This is a genomic window from Xenorhabdus bovienii SS-2004 (genome assembly GCF_000027225.1).
GTDB lineage: Bacteria > Pseudomonadota > Gammaproteobacteria > Enterobacterales > Enterobacteriaceae > Xenorhabdus > Xenorhabdus bovienii_C.
Window position 1 is genome coordinate 26094 of record NC_013892.1, and the last position, 21845, is coordinate 47938.

The 21845-nt window shown below is 44.9% G+C and carries 22 protein-coding genes; 7 read left to right on the forward strand and 15 right to left on the reverse strand.

Annotated elements, in window-relative coordinates; all coding sequences use genetic code 11:
- Positions 1-121: 121 nt before the first annotated feature.
- The 13 genes from XBJ1_RS00085 to asnC form a co-directional block, all read right to left on the reverse strand.
- Positions 122-544: a F0F1 ATP synthase subunit epsilon gene (locus XBJ1_RS00085; RefSeq protein ID WP_012986649.1), complete on the reverse strand. Its 423-nt coding sequence runs from the start codon at positions 542-544 to the stop codon at positions 122-124.
- Between the two features lie 21 nt (positions 545-565).
- On the reverse strand, positions 566-1948 hold the full coding sequence (gene atpD, locus XBJ1_RS00090; RefSeq protein ID WP_012986650.1) for a F0F1 ATP synthase subunit beta: 1383 nt from the start codon (positions 1946-1948) through the stop codon (positions 566-568).
- Between the two features lie 34 nt (positions 1949-1982).
- Positions 1983-2846: a F0F1 ATP synthase subunit gamma gene (atpG, locus tag XBJ1_RS00095; RefSeq protein ID WP_012986651.1), complete on the reverse strand. Its 864-nt coding sequence runs from the start codon at positions 2844-2846 to the stop codon at positions 1983-1985.
- 59 nt (positions 2847-2905) lie between these two features.
- A complete protein-coding gene (gene atpA / locus XBJ1_RS00100; protein ID WP_012986652.1) occupies positions 2906-4447 on the reverse strand; it encodes a F0F1 ATP synthase subunit alpha in 1542 nt (513 codons plus the stop codon).
- 14 nt (positions 4448-4461) lie between these two features.
- Positions 4462-4995 carry a F0F1 ATP synthase subunit delta gene (gene atpH, locus XBJ1_RS00105; RefSeq protein ID WP_012986653.1) on the reverse strand — a complete coding sequence of 178 codons (534 nt, stop codon included), beginning with the start codon at positions 4993-4995 and terminating at the stop codon, positions 4462-4464.
- A 12-nt stretch (positions 4996-5007) separates the two neighbouring features.
- Entirely contained in the window at positions 5008-5478 is a 471-nt protein-coding gene (gene atpF / locus XBJ1_RS00110; protein ID WP_012986654.1) for a F0F1 ATP synthase subunit B, read from the reverse strand.
- A gap of 54 nt (positions 5479-5532) precedes the next feature.
- Entirely contained in the window at positions 5533-5778 is a 246-nt protein-coding gene (atpE, locus tag XBJ1_RS00115; protein WP_012986655.1) for a F0F1 ATP synthase subunit C, read from the reverse strand.
- A 50-nt stretch (positions 5779-5828) separates the two neighbouring features.
- Positions 5829-6656 (reverse strand): F0F1 ATP synthase subunit A, encoded by an 828-nt coding sequence (gene atpB, locus XBJ1_RS00120; RefSeq protein ID WP_012986656.1) that lies wholly within the window; start codon positions 6654-6656, stop codon positions 5829-5831.
- Between the two features lie 31 nt (positions 6657-6687).
- Positions 6688-7065: a F0F1 ATP synthase subunit I gene (gene atpI / locus XBJ1_RS00125; protein ID WP_012986657.1), complete on the reverse strand. Its 378-nt coding sequence runs from the start codon at positions 7063-7065 to the stop codon at positions 6688-6690.
- Between the two features lie 610 nt (positions 7066-7675).
- Complete coding sequence (gene rsmG / locus XBJ1_RS00130; protein ID WP_012986658.1) at positions 7676-8296, reverse strand: 16S rRNA (guanine(527)-N(7))-methyltransferase RsmG; 621 nt, start codon at positions 8294-8296, stop codon at positions 7676-7678.
- 12 nt (positions 8297-8308) lie between these two features.
- Positions 8309-10198 carry a tRNA uridine-5-carboxymethylaminomethyl(34) synthesis enzyme MnmG gene (gene mnmG, locus XBJ1_RS00135; RefSeq protein WP_012986659.1) on the reverse strand — a complete coding sequence of 630 codons (1890 nt, stop codon included), beginning with the start codon at positions 10196-10198 and terminating at the stop codon, positions 8309-8311.
- Positions 10199-10572: 374 nt separating this feature from the next.
- Complete coding sequence (gene mioC / locus XBJ1_RS00140) at positions 10573-11013, reverse strand: FMN-binding protein MioC (RefSeq protein ID WP_012986660.1); 441 nt, start codon at positions 11011-11013, stop codon at positions 10573-10575.
- 93 nt (positions 11014-11106) lie between these two features.
- Positions 11107-11568: a transcriptional regulator AsnC gene (asnC, locus tag XBJ1_RS00145; RefSeq protein WP_012986661.1), complete on the reverse strand. Its 462-nt coding sequence runs from the start codon at positions 11566-11568 to the stop codon at positions 11107-11109.
- Between the two features lie 165 nt (positions 11569-11733).
- Between asnC and asnA the strand changes: the two genes are divergently transcribed.
- Entirely contained in the window at positions 11734-12726 is a 993-nt protein-coding gene (gene asnA, locus XBJ1_RS00150; protein WP_012986662.1) for an aspartate--ammonia ligase, read from the forward strand.
- A 33-nt stretch (positions 12727-12759) separates the two neighbouring features.
- On the opposite strand, the gene viaA is transcribed toward asnA, so the two are convergent.
- Together viaA and ravA are read right to left on the reverse strand one after the other, a co-directional pair.
- Positions 12760-14217, reverse strand: coding sequence for an ATPase RavA stimulator ViaA (gene viaA / locus XBJ1_RS00155; RefSeq protein ID WP_012986663.1), 1458 nt, complete (start codon positions 14215-14217; stop codon positions 12760-12762).
- Between the two features lie 4 nt (positions 14218-14221).
- Positions 14222-15724, reverse strand: a complete 1503-nt coding sequence (gene ravA, locus XBJ1_RS00160) for an ATPase RavA (protein ID WP_012986664.1) — start codon at positions 15722-15724, stop codon at positions 14222-14224.
- A 282-nt stretch (positions 15725-16006) separates the two neighbouring features.
- Between ravA and rbsD the strand changes: the two genes are divergently transcribed.
- The 6 genes from rbsD to rbsR all read left to right on the forward strand — a co-directional run bounded on the left by rbsD (position 16007) and on the right by rbsR (position 21841).
- A complete protein-coding gene (rbsD, locus tag XBJ1_RS00165) occupies positions 16007-16426 on the forward strand; it encodes a D-ribose pyranase (RefSeq protein WP_012986665.1) in 420 nt (139 codons plus the stop codon).
- 7 nt (positions 16427-16433) lie between these two features.
- The gene (gene rbsA, locus XBJ1_RS00170; protein WP_012986666.1) at positions 16434-17939 is read left to right on the forward strand and encodes a ribose ABC transporter ATP-binding protein RbsA; all 1506 of its coding nucleotides are present in this window, start codon (positions 16434-16436) and stop codon (positions 17937-17939) included.
- Between the two features lie 18 nt (positions 17940-17957).
- Complete coding sequence (gene rbsC / locus XBJ1_RS00175) at positions 17958-18929, forward strand: ribose ABC transporter permease (RefSeq protein WP_012986667.1); 972 nt, start codon at positions 17958-17960, stop codon at positions 18927-18929.
- 24 nt (positions 18930-18953) lie between these two features.
- Positions 18954-19844 (forward strand): ribose ABC transporter substrate-binding protein RbsB, encoded by an 891-nt coding sequence (gene rbsB / locus XBJ1_RS00180; protein ID WP_012986668.1) that lies wholly within the window; start codon positions 18954-18956, stop codon positions 19842-19844.
- A 63-nt stretch (positions 19845-19907) separates the two neighbouring features.
- Positions 19908-20837: a ribokinase gene (rbsK, locus tag XBJ1_RS00185; RefSeq protein WP_012986669.1), complete on the forward strand. Its 930-nt coding sequence runs from the start codon at positions 19908-19910 to the stop codon at positions 20835-20837.
- 2 nt (positions 20838-20839) lie between these two features.
- A complete protein-coding gene (gene rbsR, locus XBJ1_RS00190) occupies positions 20840-21841 on the forward strand; it encodes a ribose operon transcriptional repressor RbsR (RefSeq protein ID WP_038199620.1) in 1002 nt (333 codons plus the stop codon).
- Positions 21842-21845: the final 4 nt, after the last annotated feature.

The window sequence follows — 21845 nt, forward strand, 5'->3', positions numbered from 1 at the left end:
CCTGACAGCTCCAATTTTAAGTATGAAAGTAAACCTGTTTGCAAAATAAATTGCTACATATTTCGCAATGCAAAAAAGCCAGTTAGCTTTCACCAACTGGCTTTTTATCTTACTGCCTATATTACATCCGTTGTTTTGTCAGTTCGATTACACGAAGTTTTGCAATCGCTTTCGACAATTCAGCAGATGCCTGAGCATAATCAACATCGCCGTGAGAATTACGGACGTGTTCTTCAGCCTCACGCTTCGCTTCAAGCGCCTTGGCTTCGTCCAAATCCTTACCACGGATCGCTGTATCGGCCAGTACGATAACGCCGTTTGGCTGAACTTCAAGAACTCCACCGGACAGGTAGATAAATTCTTCTTCACCAAACTGCTTAACAATACGTATCATGCCCGGTTTTATGGCAGTAAGCAGTGGTGTGTGCTGAGGATAAATACCCAGCTCACCTTCACTGCCAGTCACCTGAATTTTTTGTACCAGCCCTTCAAACAATCGTTTTTCAGCGCTGACTACGTTCAGGAAGAACGTCATTGCAGCCATATCAACCTCCCGTCAGCCGTATTACATCTTCTTCGCTTTTTCTACAGCTTCGTCGATGGTACCAACCATGTAGAACGCCTGTTCTGGCAGGTGGTCATAATCACCCTCCAGGATGCCCTTAAAGCCACGAATGGTTTCTTTCAGAGAGACGAACTTACCTGGTGAGCCAGTGAAGACTTCTGCAACGAAGAATGGCTGAGACAAGAAGCGCTGGATCTTACGGGCACGTGCCACAACCAGTTTATCTTCTTCAGACAGTTCATCCATACCCAGAATCGCGATGATGTCTTTCAGTTCCTGATAACGCTGCAGGATAGACTGTACACCACGCGCCACATCATAGTGCTCCTGACCAACAACCAGTGGGTCAAGCTGACGACTGGTTGAATCCAGTGGGTCAACCGCCGGGTAAATACCCAGTGAAGCAATCTGACGGCTCAATACGACGGTTGCATCCAAGTGAGCAAAGGTGGTCGCTGGTGATGGGTCAGTCAAGTCATCTGCAGGGACGTAAACCGCCTGTACGGAAGTGATGGAGCCCGTTTTGGTTGAAGTGATACGTTCCTGAAGAACGCCCATCTCTTCCGCCAGTGTCGGCTGATAACCTACCGCAGATGGCATACGACCCAACAGTGCAGATACTTCTGTTCCTGCCAGGGTATAACGGTAAATGTTATCGACGAACAACAGAACGTCACGGCCTTCATCACGGAATTTCTCAGCCATAGTCAGACCCGTCAGTGCTACACGCAGACGGTTTCCTGGTGGCTCGTTCATCTGACCATATACCAGAGATACTTTATCCAGTACGTTTGAATCGGTCATTTCATGATAGAAGTCGTTACCTTCACGGGTACGTTCACCCACACCGGCAAATACAGAGTAACCGGAGTGTTCGATAGCGATGTTACGGATCAGTTCCATCATGTTAACGGTTTTACCTACACCCGCACCACCGAACAGACCAACTTTACCACCCTTAGCAAATGGGCAGATCAAGTCCATAACCTTGATACCGGTTTCCAGCAGTTCCTGAGAGCTGGACAATTCTTCATAGCTTGGTGCTGTACGGTGAATCGACCAGCGCTCTTCTTCGCCAATCTCACCTTTCATGTCGATTGGATCACCCAATACGTTCATGATACGGCCCAGTGTCGCTTTACCCACCGGAACTTCAATTGGGTGCCCTAAATCAATCGCGTCCAAACCACGGCGCAGACCATCAGAGGTACCCATTGCGATACAGCGAACGATACCACCGCCCAGCTGCTGCTGAACTTCCAGCACCAGTTTTTCTTCACTGTTTTTAACCTCAAGAGCATTGTATACCTTTGGTACGCTGTCCTGAGGGAATTCGACGTCCACCACGGCGCCGATTACCTGGATAATCTTTCCAGTAGCCATCTTGAATCCTCTACGTAATTCGTAAACCTAGCTGTTAAACCGCAGAAGCACCCGAAACGATTTCGGTGAGTTCCTGAGTGATGCTGGCCTGACGAGCCTTGTTGTAAACCAACTGCAACTCTTTGATCAGGTTGCCACCGTTATCGGTCGCGGCTTTCATCGCTACCATTCGTGCGGCCTGTTCACTAGCCAGGTTTTCAACGACGCCCTGATAAACTTGTGATTCTATATAGCGGCGCAGCAGGGTATCCAACAACGCCTTAGGATCAGGTTCATACAGATAATCCCAGGACTTCTTCTTCAATGTTTCATCGTCTCCGGCTGGCAGAGGCAATAACTGAGTAATTGTCGGAACCTGAGACATTGTATTGATGAACCGGTTTGTCACTATATACAATTTATCCAGACGCCCTGCGTCATATGCTTGCATCATGACGTTGACTGGCCCGATCAGCTCGGACAATGATGGGTTATCTCCCATCCCTGTTACTTGGGCAACAATGTTGCCTCCAACAGAAGAAAAGAAAGAAACCGCTTTCGACCCAACAAGTGCTAAATCAACTTGAACGCCTTTATCAGACCAGTCTTTCATTTCTATCAGCAATTTTTTGAACAAGTTAATGTTCAAACCGCCACATAAACCACGATCTGTCGAAACAACCAAGTACCCAACACGCTTAACTTCGCGCTCGTCAAGGTATGGATGTCTGTATTCCAGATTACCTAACGCAAGGTGTCCAATCACACTGCGAATGGTTTCTGCATAAGGACGACTGGCCGCCATGCGATCCTGCGTTTTACGCATTTTGGACGCGGCGACCATCTCCATCGCTTTAGTGATTTTTTGCGTGTTCTGCACACTGGCGATTTTGGTACGTATCTCTTTTGCGCCGGCCATATCTGCTTCTCCGAATTCAACCAGACGGCCCAAGTTTAATCAAACTGGGCCGAATAGTGTTACCAGGACTGAGTCGCCTTGAAGGAATCCAACAGAGCTGTCAGCTTCGCTTCGATCTCTCCGTTGTAGTCACCAGACTGGTCAATCTCTTTGAGAAGATCAGAATGTTCACGGTTAGCATAAGCTAACAGCGCAGATTCGAAACTGACCACTTTCGCGATTTCGACATCTTCCAGATAGCCACGTTCAGCTGCAAACAGAGACAGAGCCTGCTGTGCAACGGACATTGGCTGATACTGTTTCTGTTTCAACAGCTCAGTGACTTTCTGACCATGATCCAACTGCTTGCGAGTTGCATCATCCAGATCAGAAGCAAACTGTGAGAATGCAGCTAATTCACGGTACTGAGCCAGAGCTGTACGGATACCACCAGACAGTTTCTTGATTATCTTAGTCTGAGCAGCACCACCTACACGGGATACGGAGATCCCTGGGTTAACCGCCGGACGGATACCTGCGTTGAACAGAGCAGATTCAAGGAAGATCTGACCATCGGTAATGGAGATAACGTTTGTTGGTACGAACGCAGAAACGTCACCAGCCTGAGTTTCAATGATTGGTAATGCAGTCAGAGAACCCGTTTTACCTTTCACTTCGCCGTTGGTGAATTTTTCCACATAATCAGCGTTAACACGCGCTGCACGCTCCAGCAGACGGGAGTGCAGATAGAAAACGTCACCAGGGAATGCTTCACGTCCAGGTGGACGACGCAGCAACAGAGAAACCTGACGGTAAGCAACAGCCTGTTTAGACAGGTCATCGTAAACAATCAGAGCATCTTCGCCGCGATCACGGAAGTATTCACCCATCGCACAGCCAGAATAAGGTGCCAGATATTGCAGGGCCGCAGATTCAGAAGCGGATGCAACAACGACAATCGTATTAGCCAGAGCGTTGTGCTCTTCCAGTTTACGAACTACGTTGGAAATGGTAGATGCTTTCTGACCAATTGCAACATAGATACATTTGATACCAGAATCACGTTGGTTGATGATCGCATCAATAGCCAGAGCGGTTTTACCCGTCTGACGGTCACCGATAACCAGCTCACGCTGACCACGGCCAATTGGGATCATGGCATCAACGGATTTGTAACCTGTCTGGACAGGCTGGTCAACGGATTGACGGTCGATAACCCCCGGAGCAATAACTTCAACAGGAGAGAAACCATCATTCTCAAGAGCGCCTTTGCCATCGATTGGCTCACCCAGTGTGTTAACAACACGACCGAGCAGACCACGACCAACAGGTACTTCCAGAATGCGGCCAGTACATTTGACTTTCATGCCTTCGGCCAGGTCAGCATACGGACCCATCACAACCGCACCCACAGAGTCGCGCTCCAGGTTCAGTGCAATTGCGTAACGGTTGCCAGGCAGAGAAATCATTTCACCCTGCATGACATCGGCTAAACCGTGGATACGAATGATACCGTCGTTAACGGAAACAATCGTACCTTCGTTGTGAGCTTCGCTCACGACATTGAACTGAGCAATACGCTGTTTGATCAGTTCGCTGATTTCGGTGGAATTCAGTTGCATATGCTCCAGTCCCCTTAAGACTGCAAGACGTCTGTTAAACGATCCAGACGGCCGCGAATGCTGCCATCGATCACCATATCACCTGCGCGGATAACCACACCGGCGATAACAGACTTGTCAATTTTGCAATTCAGCTTCACTTTGCGTGACAGACGTTTTTCCATCGCCGCAGAAATTTTAGCCTGCTGCTGCTCATTCAATTCAGACGCAGAAATCACTTCAACATTGATGGTTGATTCAAGTGACGCACGCAATTGGGTAAATTGCTGGAAGACTTCTGGCAGTACCAGCAAGCGACCATTTTCTGCCATTACACGAATAAAGTTCTGAGCATGCTCATCTACCTGCTCACCACAAAGGGTGATGAAGGTATTGGCTAACGTTTCCGGTGCCAATGAACCGGAAAGCAGCTCACCAACCTGCTCATTGCGAGTAACCTCAGCAACGAACGCCAGCATGTTCTGCCAATGTTCGAGAGATTGGTGCTCTACAGCAAAGTCAAAAGCTGCTTTGGCGTAGGGGCGAGCTACCGTAGCAAATTCAGACATGCCCCTCCCTCCTTACAGTTCAGCGACCAGTTTATCAACGATGTCGCTGTTAGCAGCTTCATCCACGGAACGTTCGATGATTTTCTCGGCACCTGCGATAGCCAGCATCGCAACCTGTTTACGTAACTCTTCACGAGCGCGTTTGCGTTCAGCGTCAATTTCAGCCTGGGCCTGCGCTACAATCTTGTTACGTTCCAGCTCAGCTTCTGTTTTGGCATCATCAATAATCTGGGCTTTTTGTTTATTAGCCTGCTCAATGATAGCTTGCGCATCAGCTTTCGCTTTTTTCAGTTGGTCGGTCGCATTGGCTTGCGCTAAGTCCAGGTTCTTTTTAGCACGTTCTGCTGAAGCCAAACCGTCAGTAATTTCTTTCTGACGCTTTTCAATGGCCGCCATAATTGGTGGCCATACATACTTCATGCAGAACAAAACAAACAGGACAAACGCGATGGCCTGGCCGAGGATTGTTGCGTTAATATTCAAAGCACAATACCTCTATTTCAATTAATGAATTGGCTTAATCTTAAGTTCTGCTACTTACTGACCGCCGACAGCGAACATCATAAATAAGCCCAGGCCCACAGCGATCATAGGGATGGCGTCAACCAGACCCATAACGATAAAGAACTGTGTACGCAGCAGAGGAATCAGATCAGGCTGACGAGCAGCGCCTTCCAAAAATTTACCTCCGAGGATGCCGATACCGATCGCAGCACCAATAGCAGCCAGACCCATCAGAATAGCGGCAGCCATGTACAGCAGATCCATATTCAGGTTTTCCATGACAGTCTCCAGTTTGTTTCAGTTAAAACACGATTATTGATTGATAGAAATTAATGTTCTTCAGATGCCATCGATAGATAAACAACCGTCAGAACCATGAAGATAAAGGCTTGTAACGTGATAATCAGTATGTGGAAAATCGCCCATGGCAGGCTGAGTAACCACTGTGACCAAAACGGTAAAAGAGCCGTAATAAGAATAAAGATCAATTCGCCAGCATACATATTACCAAACAGTCGCAGAGCGAGTGATATAGGTTTAGATAGTAAGCTGACCCCTTCCAGAATTAAGTTAATTGGAATAAACAGTGGGTGATTGAAAGGCTGTAATGTCAGCTCCTTCGCAAAACCACGAATTCCTTTCATCTTAATGCTATAGAACAGGATGAGAACAAAGACACCGAGCGCCATCGACAGAGTGACACTGACATCTGCTGTTGGAACAATACGCAGAGCAGGCAGGCCGAAATAGCGTTCACCGATCAAAGGAATTAAATCGATTGGCAGCAAGTCCAATGCGTTCATTAATAACACCCAGACGAACACAGTCAAAGCCAGGGGAGCTATCACTTTGCTCTTACCGTGATACATATCACGAACAGTGTTATCAACGAAACCGAAAACCATTTCTACCGCAGTCTGGAGCTTACCCGGTACGCCATCGGTAGCGCGAACCGCAACTCTCCGGAATACAAACAGAAACAATATTCCTAATATGACGGAGAAAAAAAGCGAGTCAATGTTCAACGTCCAGAACGTCGTCTCATAACCACTAGCGTGGGGATTGACCAACTCAAAGGTACGCAAGTCTAACTGAAGGTGCTTCAGGTGATGACTTATGTACTCCTGCGAAGTTAAAACTTCTCCTGATGCAGACATGATGCTTTTTACCCTTTTATTGTTAAAAATGCTAACCGTTCATTACGGCAGGTGCGATGATCTGCACAATCAGCACCGCTAAATAGGCTACACCAAGTGGTGCAAATGCCGCCTTAAACACTCCCAAGGCAACTATCAGCACAGCTATCGTAATGACAACTTTAGCCACTTCGCCAATAGCGAAGAACCATGCAATGCGTACTGGTACATCTTCTTCTTTTGCTTTTTGGAAGCGAGTTAGCAGCATAAAAATGGCATTTGGCAGCCAGCACGCCAGCCCACCGGCAAAAGCAGAAGCGCCCCATTCGATACTTCTGGTACAAAAAGCCACACTGAGAATAATAAAAGTCATTAACTGCAAAAGTAACAGTTTCAGTGCAATTCTACCGCTGTAAAGGGATACAGACATGACTTTTGTTTTCTCCCGAAGTACACCATCACATATCAGGCTTTGCTGAATGCTGTATAAAACTGTCTTTGTTTAAGAGTGTCAAGTGACAAAAACGTGCAAATTATACGGGCAGCCAAAATGAATTCAATCCATAAGTAGCGAAAAAGTGAATAATTATTTAAATTTCTAACTTTGATGGTAGATTGCTCACAAATACCATTTAATATTCTGCAACGATCAATGGTATGACTGAAAAATTAAACGTGATGTATATCACATTTAACCAGAATCATTAGTTATATTTATCATTAAATCTGTGATAAAAATCATTTATTTTTTTCAATTAAAATCAACTAATTAATATTACAGTCATAAAGATTTATCTAATATATCACCAAAAAATGTTAAATGTTTATTTTGTTATCTTTCTCTAAAATTTATTTATAAAGGAAATTGATAACCTTTTTCAAAAAGAAAGTTTATACCAAAATAAAATGAAGGTTATTTTTATGTGATCTGGCAGTAAATAAAGTTAAAACAGCCAAAAGTAATAATTAGTAACGTCAGTAACATTATAAATGTGGTTAACGTCACTAATTATTTAGGTTTTTATTGACAAACAGCAAAGTTAGTTTGACTTAAGTACGACCAAATGACGCTCCCCACCCAACTCAGGAACCTGCAGAGAAACCACCGTATCAAGCGTTACTCCTGAAGGCAGTTGGGTCAACTCATTTTCCGGCAGCACGCCTTTCAGGGCATAAAAGCGGCCTTCTGCTGGTTTAGGAAGATGACGACACCATGACAGCATGTCTTGCAGCGAAGCGAATGCACGGCTGATCACCCCATCAAAAGGGGGTTCAGGGATAAATTCTTCAACCCGACTCTGCACAGGATCAATGTTTTTCAAACCCAATTCATGCTGAACTTGACGTAAGAAGCGAACTCGTTTTCCTAAACTGTCCAGCAGAGTGAAATGAGAATCTGGCCGTACAATTGCCAACGGGATGCCCGGCAAACCAGGCCCTGTTCCCACATCAATAAATCGCGTTCCGTGAAGAAAAGGATTAACGACTATGCTGTCCATGATATGCCGAACCAGCATTTGTTCGGGATCACGAACAGATGTCAGGTTATAAGCCTTGTTCCATTTGTTAAGCATATCAACGTAAGCGATAAGCTGTTGTTTTTGTTCTAGCGATAACACAATGTCTGTTTTCACCAGCAGCGATTCCAGTTTGTTAAGCAAAACTTCGTCCTCTTAGGCGCTACGACGTAATAAACCTTGTTTTTTCAACCATACCAGCAAAATGGAAATGGCTGCTGGAGTAATACCAGAAATACGCGAGGCCTGACCAATTGAACTTGGTTTATGGTCATTCAGTTTTGCAATAACTTCATTGGAAAGTCCGTTGACTTGTTTGTAATCCAGATCGAGTGGCAAGGCGGCATTTTCATTACGTAATTGTTTTTCGATCTCTTCTTGCTGACGGGCGATATAGCCTTCGTACTTCACTTGAATTTCAACTTGATCTGCTGCTTGAGGTTCTGTCAGCCCCGGAGTAAAACGTGGCAGTGATGTCAGCAGTTCATAATTCATTTCAGGGCGACGCAGTAAATCCTCACCATTGGCTTCTTTTGACAGTGGTGCTTTCAGCATTTGGTTGATTTCATCCAAGCTATCGGAATGCGGGTGTACCCAGATATTTCGTAAGCGCTGGCGTTCCTGTTCAATCATCTCAACTTTGCGGCAATAGTGCTCCCAACGTTGATCATCAACCAAGCCCAATTCCCGGCCTTTTTCTGTTAAACGGAGATCAGCATTGTCTTCACGTAACATCAAGCGATATTCTGCGCGCGACGTAAACATGCGGTAAGGCTCTTTTGTACCCAATGTGCATAAGTCATCAACCAATACGCCGATATAGGCTTGATCACGGCGAGGGAACCAGCCGTTTTCATCTGCGGCATAACGTGCGGCATTTAAACCTGCCAGCAATCCTTGTGCTGCTGCTTCTTCGTATCCTGTAGTGCCGTTGATTTGACCAGCAAAGAACAGACCATTGATAAATTTGCTTTCCAGTGTCTGTTTTAAATCACGTGGATCAAAAAAGTCGTATTCGATCGCATAACCAGGACGAACGATACGGGCGTTTTCCATACCCTTCATGGAGTGAACGATCTGCATCTGCACGTCAAATGGCAGGCTGGTTGAAATACCGTTCGGATAGATTTCGTTACTGGTGAGGCCTTCTGGTTCAAGGAAGATTTGATGAGCGTTGCGATCCGCAAAACGCATGACTTTGTCTTCGATGGAAGGGCAGTAACGTGGTCCGATCCCTTCGATGATCCCCGCATACATCGGGCTACGATCCAAATTATTACGGATCACTTCATGGGTTTTTTCATTGGTATGTGTGATATAGCAAGGGATCTGTCGTGGGTGTTGATCTACGTTGCCCATGAATGAGAATACGGGTGTCGGGTTATCACCCAACTGTTGCTCAAGCTGGCTGAAATCAATGGTTCGTGCATCAATGCGGGGAGGTGTTCCCGTTTTCAGGCGAGCTACTCGTAAAGGCAATTCACGCAGGCGATGGGATAATGCGATCGCAGGAGGATCTCCGGCACGTCCACCACTGTAGTTTTCCAGCCCAATGTGAATTTTTCCATCAAGAAAGGTGCCAACAGTTAGTACAACTGATTTTGCTTTAAATTTTAACCCCATACGTGTAACAACGCCTGTTATGGTGTTGTTTTCAACGATGAGATCTTCAACCGACTGTTGGAAGATCATCAAATTAGATTGGTTTTCCAATGCGGTTCTTACAGCCTGTCGGTACAGTACTCGATCTGCCTGTGCTCGTGTTGCCCGAACTGCTGGACCTTTGCTGGCATTCAGTGTTCTGAATTGAATACCGGCCTGATCGGTTGCTTGAGCCATTAGGCCACCAAGTGCATCGATCTCTTTTACCAGATGCCCTTTACCGATTCCACCAATGGCTGGATTACATGACATCTGGCCCAAAGTATCAATATTGTGAGTCAGTAATAAGGTTTGACGTCCCATACGTGCGGCAGCCATTGCTGCTTCGGTACCGGCGTGACCACCGCCGATAATGATGACGTCAAAGTGTTCTGGATAAAACATGTGCGAACCTTCAGTTGTGAGAATGCTTGATCTGCATTAGGGAGAGGATTCTACTCAAGTTTGGACATTAGACCAAATAAGTTTGATCGTTGCTAATTAAAAGAAGATCTTTTTATTTAAAGATCTTTTTATTAGATCTGTTATTAGGATCGCGATCATCTGTGGATAAGTGATTTTTCCATAGAAAGATCATGATGCTGTAAAGGATCATTTACTGTGAATGATCCGTGATCCAAGTCAGTATAAGCTGGGATCTAAATCAGTAGTTATACACAGAAGCTAAATTGAAACTCGGTTATTAAATGGATAACTACGGGTTAACCCCTGCTTTTCAGATAAGTTATCCACAATTGATCGTTATATTTTTAATCGGATCAGAGTAACTTTGCCCATTCTTTAACCCAATCTTCAGCGGGATCCTCGGGGATTTCATACTTCTGGATGTCTATTTCCAATCGATCCCCGATCCTTTTTGCTCCGCGATCTTTCAATAGGTGCTCAAATGATTTGATTGCACCACAGAATATGTCATATTCTGAACTGCCAATACCGACCGCTCCAAATGTCACGTTACTTAGATCTGGCTGTTGTTGTGCGATCGTGTCTGCCAGAGGCTGAAGATTTTCGGGTAAGTCCCCTGCTCCATGCGTTGATGTGACCACAAGCCATAGCCCACCAAGGCGCAGATCATCTAATGAAGGACCATGAAGGACCTCAGTTGAAAACCCGTGATTTTCTAAGATCTCCGCCATATGTTCGGCAACATATTCAGAACTTCCCATTGTGCTGCCGCTGATTAAGGTTATTGTGCTCATTATGATCCCTGTTAAATTAAAGAACGGCTATTGTACGCTGTGAGTCTACTGGGATCTACCTGTGGATAATATGGTTATAAACCATTTCCTGTTTCAAGGCTTGATTGTTCTTATGATTGGGTTTTGCAGGGAGATCAGGGTTTCTGTTGACTGTATTTCATCGATTGTCTGGATCTTGTTGATAAGTACATCTTGAAGCGATTCGATGGAGCGGCACATAACTTTAGTGAAAATGCTGTAATGCCCTGTGGTGTAATAGACTTCAACCACTTCATCAAGCATGTCGAGTTTTTTCAATGCGGCCGGATAGTCTTTGGCGCTTTTTAAAATGATGCCGATAAAGCAACACACATCAAACCCCAGTTGTTTGGCACTGATATCAACACGAGTACCTGTAATGATCCCTGCCTGCTTCATTTTTTCCACACGAACGTGAATTGTACCCGGGCTGACAGCGAATTTTTTGGCTAATTCTGCATAAGGTGTCCGTGCGTTATCCATTAAAGCGTGAAGAATGTCACGGTCTAAATTATCGATCTGATAAATTTCTGCCATTTTCAACCCCTATTTTTGAATAATATTCAGTTTTATGGTGTAAAAATTATTGTTTATAAATATTACTCGATATTTTTATTATCAGATATTGAATTTATACCTCATTCTGTTGCTTAATCTATATCAACAGGACATAGGGTCACTAAAAATTTTGAGAGCAGCGCCATGAAAACATCCTTTATTGAAAAACAGCAGCAGATTAGTTTTGTGAAATCATACTTTTCCCGTCTGCTAGAGAAGCAACTCGGTTTAATCGAAGTTCAGGGACCCATTCTGAGCCGTCTTGGTGATGGTACTCAGGACAACTTGTCTGGCCATGAAAAAGCGGTACAGGTAAAAGTTAAAACATTGCCAGATGCAACGTTTGAGGTGGTTCATTCTCTAGCTAAATGGAAGCGCAAGACATTAGGTCGCTTTGGTTTTCAAGCTGAACAAGGATTGTATACCCACATGAAGGCTCTGCGTCCTGATGAGGATCGCCTGACTCCTATCCACTCTGTCTTTGTTGATCAGTGGGATTGGGAAAAAGTGATGGGTGAAGGTCACCGCTCACTCGGTTATTTAAAACAGACAGTAGGTAAAATCTACGAAGCGATAAAAGAAACACAAAAAGCAGTAAGTAAGGAATTTGGTCTGGCACCGTTCCTGCCAGATCAAATTCACTTTCTTCACAGTGAAGAGCTTCTGAAACGTTACCCTGATCTGGATGCTAAAAGTCGTGAGCGTGAGGCCGCCAAAGAGTTTGGTGCGATTTTCTTGATGGGAATTGGCGGTAAGTTGTCTGATGGTCAGGCACATGATGTTCGTGCACCGGATTATGACGACTGGACAACGCCAAACAGCGATGGCCTCTTCGGCCTGAACGGTGACATTATTGTCTGGAACCCCGTATTGCAAGATGCTTTTGAAATTTCGTCAATGGGTATCCGTGTTGATGCAGAAGCACTGCAACGTCAGCTCGAGCTAACTTGTGATGAAGATCGACTGCAATATGACTGGCATCAGGCCTTGGTCAAAGGAGATATGCCACAATCCATCGGTGGAGGCATTGGTCAATCACGTTTGGTGATGCTGCTGCTGCAAATGGCGCATATTGGTCAGGTTCAGTGTGGTGTCTGGTCACCCGAAATTATCGAATCTGTTGAAGGTGTACTGTAAGGATTGACTGCGAAGGGATCTGAGAGTAGTGACTCAGTGTCGCCATCTTCGCAGTAAACGGCTTGTAACTCCGGTATCAAAGTGCCAGATATGATCGAATATCTGCATGATACCGGGCTTTCCATAATGGGACAGGGAAACTGCATGGAAGCGGTGTTGTTGGCGTTGTTGCAGGTTTTGTATCTGATGGATTAGAACGTCTGGTAACCGCTGGGCAATGAAATCTGAAATAACAACAGCGTCGGCATCTTTCCAGATACTTTCTTGCATTTTCTCAATGATGGCATTCAGGCAGAATGCCAGATCGGTTCCTCCTTTGAAAGTTTGCCCCAAAAAATGTACCGCCTGTGTTAGCCCATCTTGTGATGTTAAGTCATAGTGAATGAGTTCTGTGGAAAATAATATGATGTGACAGTGACGATTATCTGCCAGAGCAATACGCATCAGTGCCAGACAAAATGCCTTTGCACAATGCTCATTGAACCCGCCCATTGATCCGGAAGTATCCACGCACACAATAAATGGTCCTCGGGGCTGTTCTGCATGATCATGGTGAGTCATCGGCTTCAATATGTTTCTTGGCTGCCAGTTGTCCCCTTGTAGCCGGTAGATCAGTAATTTTTTATCTACCAACCGCCGATAAAATTCGTACTCCAGCTCTTCAATTCCCAGCATGGCCAGTTCTGTGGGTAAAAGTCTCTGGATATCGTCACCTTGTTGGATACCGCTGACTTGCTCTGGCACGGTATCTGGTATTCGCTCTATTTGGGTGAATGGTTCAAGGGTGTTGCTATCTTCAGGAATTGATTTAGCCGCTTGGCTGCGGCCGAGTAATTGTGCCAGTTTTTCCAGTTCAGGCTGCTGTTTGAGAAATTGAGCATATTGGGTGAATAATGCGGTATTGTGCGACGTCAGGTGAAGTCGGCCTTTGCTCATGTCCCATAATCGCCCTGCGGCGCGATCATTTTCATCGAATATCGGATCGAGATTGCCACTGAGATCTAATCGCTTTTGGATCTCTGCCAATAATTGTTCTTTTTCCTGTTCCAGCAATTGCTTGTGAAAGGTTGTTACTTGTAGGATCAGGCTGGTACGCCAGTGTTGAATAAACAGGATTTGTCCTGCGTGAGTGTGTTCAGATAACGCTTCTCGCAATGTGTGGGCGTCATGGGTAAAAGGAGATTTGATCTGTTCAAGCTTATCTGCGAGATCAGGGAGTTGTTGATAAAATTTTGTCGTATTCGCTGTTAGTAATTGCTGGTATAACTGAAATTCTTCAGCTAGGGAGGCAGGAATGAGTGTATCTTTTATTCTTTGTTGTAGTGTTTGCTGCCATGCAGGTACATCTTTCAATAATGCGCGCTTGAACCTAGGGTATTTTTCAAAAAAAATGGTCAATTGAGGGGCACTTAACAGTGCTAAAATGATCTCCTCGATCAGTTCACCTTCATTGATCGAGAGTAAAAGATCGAGCGTTGTCAGAGTTAACATGTCATTACCTCATTTTTGATCTCAATTGTTTCAACTTTTCGATCAATTGCAGAAAACTTTGTTCAATGTTGGCAATCCAATGTTCTTCAATAAATAAACAAGGTTGATGCTGACCGAACAATTGGCGCTGATGCTGGATGGCATCACTAATAGATATCAGCTTTTCATTCCACTCGTTATTTGTTTTTTCTGTTGTTAGTTGCTTTGCTTCCGCTTGGCAGAGAATGGCTCTGTTACGGCTCATATCCAGCACTTCCAATTGATGTTTTTCGTTGATCTCGGCCGAAATTTTCAGTGGAAAACCAATGCCATTTAAGCGAGCAAGCAATTCTCCATTGCTATTTTTGAGCACGTTTTCCAGTACTTTACTATCTATTTCAATGAAATTAACTTCAATATCATGCAGATGTAATGCGGGATACAGAAATAGAATCAGTTTTTCATCATTGATAGTCTTGGGAAGTGAGTAGTGGATCTTGCGGCCGAAAAGTGATGAATTCGTGGTTAATTGTAAGGGATGGAGGTGAGTTTCATCTCGGCTGGTTTGTATCCATTGTTGGTATACTCCATCCATTTTCTGTAGCAGGAAACTCTGTTGATAGGCTTGTTCTGTCAGCAAATCATGAAGGAATTGCGGCAGAAGCTTTAAGGCATTCAGGTCGTGCCACAGGCAGTCTTTCAATAGCACCAAATCTAACGGAGATATGGCATTTTTCCCACTGAAGAATGCACTGGCCTGCAATAAGCGGATGGCTTTTTTCCAGCGGCGATCTGAAACGTGAGGGAGATTTTCAGAGGCATTCAGTAGCTGGCGTAGCTGATAAATCAGCTCGAAAATGTAGTCTGGCAGGGAGACGTGTTTAATCTTACATTGCCATTGATGAAATTCCTCATCTGTGATTTGGAAATGGGTAGGTACAGGATTGTCATTTTCATTGTTTCGATCAGTCAGTAAGGCACGAAAATTCTTCTTTTCCTGAATATTGTTCAGCCAGATTCGGATCAACATACGATCGTAGAGGGCTTCCAGGCTGCTATCAGCATCGGGCAGCTCGTTGGATGCCGTGACCAGTAACCGCATCGGCAGGTTTTCTTCTTGGTTGCCATTTCTAAATTTCTTTTCATTAATTGCGGTCAGCAGAGTATTCAAAATAGCGGGGCCTGCTTTCCAGATTTCATCCAGAAAAACAATTTCCGCTTCTGGCAAATAGCCTTCTGTCAGGCGCTGATAACGGCCTTCATCTTTGAGTGCTTGAATGGAAAGTGGGCCGAAGATCTCTTCTGGTGTGGAAAAGCGTGTCATCAAGTACTCAAAAGCGTGAGCATTTTGAAACGAAAATTTTAACCGGCGTGCGATCAGGCTCTTCGCGATCCCCGGTGGTCCCAGGAGAAAAACACTCTCTCCACATAAGGCGGCCAGAAGACAGAGACGGATGGTTTGCCGTCTTTCATATAATCCGATTTCTAGGTACTGACTTAACTGGGATATTTTCTCGACCAATTGCATCTTATTTACACCATGGTTCGAATAGTTACCTTCATTTATTTATAGATAAAATTCAATCTATGCAAAGATTTTGGTGATTATTTATTGATTCCCAGTAGTGTGTTTGAAAAATCGATTCAGTATAACTTATTCAATAAGTTATACTTTTTTATTTATTACCCTGTTTATTAAACGTTTTAATCATGATCACATTTTCATATCAAGCATGTTGTCTTTGATATAGGGATTTATATGATGGCGGTTTAGCGAAACGTTTCGCTTTCGCTAGGGAGTTAATAAAAAATGAAAAAAGGCGTTTTATTGCATTCTGATATTTCTGCCGTTATTTCTCGTTTGGGCCACACTGATCAGATCACGATCAGTGATGCGGGGCTACCTATCCCGTTGTCCACTCAGCGAATTGATTTAGCGTTAACCCAGGGAATACCCGATTTGATGTCTGTGTTTGATGTGGTTGTGCAGGAAGTGCAGGTTGAAGCGGCCATTTTGGCTACGGAGATGATTGATCACAACCCTCAGATACATGAACAAATCATCAAGCGCATTGCTGAACTCGAAACAAAACAGGGAAATGCAATCGCGATAGAGTATGTGAATCATAACATTCTGAAAGAGAAGACAGAAAAGAGCAAAGCGATTATCCGTACTGGGGAATGTTCTCCTTATGCCAATATCCTCCTTTGTTCAGGCGTAACTTTCTGAGGGTATGATGGAGCCATTGCTGGAGTTAAAAGAGATTGATAAGGCTTTCCCTGGGGTAAAGGCGTTGTCGGGTGCGGCCCTTCGCGTTTATCCCGGAAAAGTTATGGCGCTGGTTGGCGAAAATGGTGCCGGTAAGTCCACGATGATGAAAGTCTTGACCGGCATCTATACCAAAGATGCCGGTTCAATTCATTATCTTGGGAAAAATGTGGTTTTCTCCGACCCTAAATCTTCCCAAGAAGCTGGGATTGGCATTATTCATCAAGAATTAAATCTTATCCCCCAACTGACGATCGCAGAAAATATTTTTCTTGGACGTGAGTTCGTCAATAAACTGGGTATCATCAATTGGCAAAAAATGTATGAAGAGGCCGATAATCTGCTGAAGCGTTTGAATATTCGTTATAGCAGCCGTCGACTGGTTTCTGAATTGTCCATTGGCGATCAGCAAATGGTGGAAATTGCCAAGGTGCTGAGTTTCCAATCCAAAGTCATTATAATGGATGAGCCAACGGATGCCTTGACCGATACCGAAACTGAATCGCTGTTTCATGTTATACGGGAGCTGAAAGCTCAAGATTGCGGCATTGTCTACATTTCCCATCGCCTGAAAGAAATCTTTGAAATTTGTGATGACGTGACGGTATTTCGTGATGGGCAATTTATTGGTGAACAGCCGGTTGCTGCTCTACAAGAAGATACGTTGATCGAAATGATGGTGGGACGCAAGCTGGAAGATCAATACCCGCGTCTGGATCTTCCGCGTGGGGGAAAACGACTGGAGATTGAAAATCTGTCTGGATCAGGGATCAAAAATGTCAGCTTCTCTCTGTTTGGTGGCGAGATTCTGGGAATATCCGGTTTAATGGGAGCTGGTCGTACTGAATTGATGAAGATGATCTACGGAGCATTGCCGAAAACCAAAGGCAGGATCTTGCTGGATGGAAAATCTCTGACTATTCGCAACCCACAGGATGGGCTGGCTAACGGCATTGTCTATATTTCGGAAGATCGTAAACGTGATGGCTTGGTGTTGGGAATGTCGGTCAAAGAAAATATGTCCCTCACAGCGTTACGTTATTTCAGTCAAAAACCCTATCGTTTGAATCATTCCGCAGAACAAAAAACCGTAACTGACTTCATCAAATTATTCAATATCAAAACTCCCTCAATGGAACAATCGATTGGCTTGCTTTCTGGCGGTAACCAGCAAAAAGTGGCGATTGCTCGTGGTCTGATGACTCGCCCGAAGGTATTGATTCTGGTTGAGCCAACCCGAGGAGTGGATGTCGGTGCGAAGAAAGAGATCTATCAGTTGATCAATCAGTTCAAAAAAGAAGGTTTGAGCATTATTTTGGTCTCGTCTGAGATGCCGGAAGTCATGGGAATGAGTGATCGTATTCTGGTGATGCATGAAGGTGGCATAAGTGGTGAGTTCAGTGCGGATAATGCCTCTCAGGAAGCGCTGATGGTCGCTGCTGTCGGCAAACAATACGGTGCAGTTGAAAGGTAATGATCAAGGATAAGAGATATGAATTTTAACACAGCAGCAACCTCCAGATATTGGCTCACGAAAGCCTGGTTGATGGAGCAGAAGTCACTGATTGCACTATTGATTCTGATTGTTGTCGTTTCCTTCTTCAGCCCCAATTTTTTCACACTGAATAACCTGTTTAATATCCTCCAGCAAACTTCTGTTAACGCTATCATGGCGGTGGGAATGACGTTGGTGATCCTGACTTCGGGCATTGATTTATCCGTCGGATCTCTATTGGCACTGACGGGAGCGGTGGCGGCATCTATGGTCGGTACGGATGTCAACGCACTGGTGGCAGTTGCTGCGGCACTGGCATTGGGGGCAGCGATTGGCGCATGTACTGGTGTTATTGTTGCTAAGGGTAAAGTCCAGGCGTTTATCGCTACATTAGTGATGATGCTGTTATTGCGTGGTGTTACCCGTGTTTATACCGATGGCAGTCCCATCAATACCGGATTCAGTGATAATGCCGATCTGTTTGGCTGGTTTGGTATTGGCCGTCCATTAGGAGTGCCAGCACCAGTCTGGATCATGCTGCTGGTTTTTGCTACTGCCTGGTACATTCTCCATCACACTCGCCTTGGCCGTTACATCTACGCTTTAGGCGGAAATGAATCTGCAACACGTTTATCAGGTATTAACGTTGATAAAATAAAAATAATCGTTTATTCCCTATGTGGTCTATTGGCAGCGCTGGCCAGTATTATCGAAGTAGCCCGGCTATCTTCTGCCCAACCTATGGCCGGAAGTGGTTATGAGCTGGATGCTATTGCAGCCGTGGTGCTGGGGGGAACCAGTCTGGCTGGCGGGAAAGGGCGGATTGTCGGTACGCTGATTGGTGCGCTGATTTTAGGCTTTTTGAACAATGGATTGAACTTATTAGGTATTTCTTCCAACTACCAGATGATCGTCAAGGCAGTTGTGATTTTACTGGCGGTCTTGGTTGATAACAAAAGTAGTAAATAACCTCACCCTACAGGAAAAAACAGCATGAAAATGAATAAGCTGGCAACCATTCTATCCGCCGTAGTTTTGAGTGCAACCATGAGTGCCAATGCATTGGCGAAGGATAGCATTGCATTGGTTATTTCAACATTGAACAACCCCTTCTTTGTCACGATGAAAGACAGCGCACAGAAAGAGGCTGATAAACTCGGATATAACCTGATAGTGCTTGATTCTCAGGATAATCCGGCAAAAGAGTTGGCTAACGTACAGGATTTGACTGTTCGTGGTACGAAATTGATGCTGATTAACCCAACAGATTCAGACGCCGTTGGTAATGCGGTCATCATGGCAAACAAGGCGAATATTCCGGTTATCACCCTTGACCGTGCGGCGAATAAAGGAAACGTTGTCAGCCATATTGCTTCTGACAATCGTTTGGGAGGCAAAATGGCCGGTGATTTTATCGCTGAAAAATTGGGTAACAATGCCAAAATCATTCAATTGGAAGGTATCTCTGGTACTTCTGGTGCACGTGAACGTAGTGAAGGTTTTTCTCAGGCCGCCAAAAGCCATCAATTCAATATGCTAGCCAGCCAGCCTGCTGACTTTGACCGCACAAAAGGGCTGAATGTCATGCAGAACCTGCTGACAGCCCATCCATCAGTACAAGCCGTTTTTGCCCAAAATGATGAAATGGCACTCGGTGCGCTGCGCGCGTTGCAGACAGCCAATAAAAAGGATGTGCTGGTTGTCGGATTTGACGGAACTGACGATGGTGTCAAGGCGGTACGGAGCGGTAAATTAAGTGCAACGATTGCACAGCGACCTGATCAGATTGGCATCATTGGCGTCCAGACAGCGGACAAGGTGCTGAAAGGTGAAAAAGTTGACGCTACTATCCCGGTTGAATTGGAATTAGTTATCAAAAAATAATCAGTATTACCATGCAGCCATCAGTTTTGATGGCTGCATCATCACTGAACAGGAATAAATGTAATGAGTATGGCAAAACTTGCCGTGATGGGCAGCATTAATGCAGATCACATCTTGAACCTCGAATCTTTTCCTCAGCCTGGGGAAACCGTGATGGGAAAACAGTATCAGGTTGCATTTGGGGGAAAGGGAGCTAATCAGGCGGTTGCTGCAGGTCGCTGTGGTGCTGACATTACATTTATTGCTTGTGTTGGCCAAGATGATATTGGCGAGCGTGTCCGTCAACAATTGGTGAAAGATAATATCAATACCTCGGCAATCGGAGTTATTGAAGGTGAAACAACGGGTGTAGCACTGATTTTTGTGAATCAGCAAGGGGAAAACGTCATTGGCATTAGCGCAGGAGCGAATGGCGCACTCACATCTGAATATTTCCACCATCATGAGCAGGTGGTCAAAGAGGCTGATGTGTTGTTGTTACAGCTCGAAACACCGTTGGAAACTGTACAGCTGGCCGCTGAAACGGCCAGAAAACATAACACTAAAGTTATCTTGAACCCTGCGCCAGCACAGAAACTCTCTGAACAATTGCTTTCTTTGGTCGATATTATCACTCCTAATGAAACAGAAGCGGAATACTTAACTGGGATCGCTGTAAAAGATAATGTAGGAGCAGAAAAAGCCGCTCAGGACTTGCATAAAAAAGGTATTGAAATCGTTATTATCACATTGGGCAGCCGTGGCGTATGGCTGAGTGAAAATGGTAAGCAAGGTAAAATTGTTCCTGGATTTAAAGTTAAGGCAATCGATACGATTGCGGCGGGCGATACATTTAATGGCGCACTGGTAACGGGATTATTGGAGGGGAAAGGAATCGTATCGGCAATTCGTTTTGCCCATGCTGCGGCAGCTATTGCTGTGACACGTCAGGGAGCGCAGCCAGCTGTTCCGTGGCGACGTGAGATTGATGCATTTCTGGCTGAACAGGACTAACCGTGGCTACTATGAAGGACGTTGCCCGTCTTGCGGGTGTATCTACATCAACGGTCTCTTATGTAATTAACGATAACCGTTATGTCAGTGAGAGAGTGAAAAAGAAAGTCAATGCGGCTATTGATGAGTTGAACTATGCGCCTTCCGCTTTGGCCAGAAGTCTGAAAATCAAGAAAACCAAAACCATCGGTATGCTGGTCACAACCAGTAATAACCCGTTTTATGCTGAAATTGTCAGGGGAGTTGAACGGAATTGTTACGAGCGTGGATACAGCTTAATTCTGTGTAATACCGAAGGTGACGTGACGCGGTTGATCCGCAGTATGGAAACACTGTTGCAAAAACGTGTTGATGGATTGTTAATCATGTGTTCTGAAAATGCGATTCTACCCAATGACTTTCTGCTCCGATATCCACTTATACCGATGGTAACAATGGATTGGTCGCCTTTTTATGTATCCAGTGATGTCATCAAAGATAACTCTCTATTGGGGGGCGAATTAGCCACAAGTTATCTGATTAGCCGAGGTTTTCGTAAAATAGCCTGTATCGCTGGCCCACAGGATAAGACGCCAGCCCGTCAGCGTCTGGCTGGATATCGAAAAGCAATGAAAGATGCCCAGTTAGAGATCCCGGAAGGATATGAAATCCACAGTGATTTTGAATTTGCTGGTGGATTGTCATCAATGGAACAGCTACTCCAATTATCTAAACCTCCTGAGGCGGTATTTGCAGGAAATGACGCCATGGCTATTGGGGCTTATCAAGCCTTACATAGAGCGGGTTTTTCTGTTCCCGATGATATCTCCGTGATTGGATATGATGACATTTCGATGGCGCCTTACATGACCCCACCACTGACCACCATTCATCAACCCAAAGATGAATTGGGTAAGCTGGCTATTGATACTCTGCTCTATAGAATGGGCAATCCGGAAAGTGAGCCAAAACAATTAATTTTGAAGCCAAAACTGATTGAGCGGAATTCTGTAGCCAGACGCTGAAAGC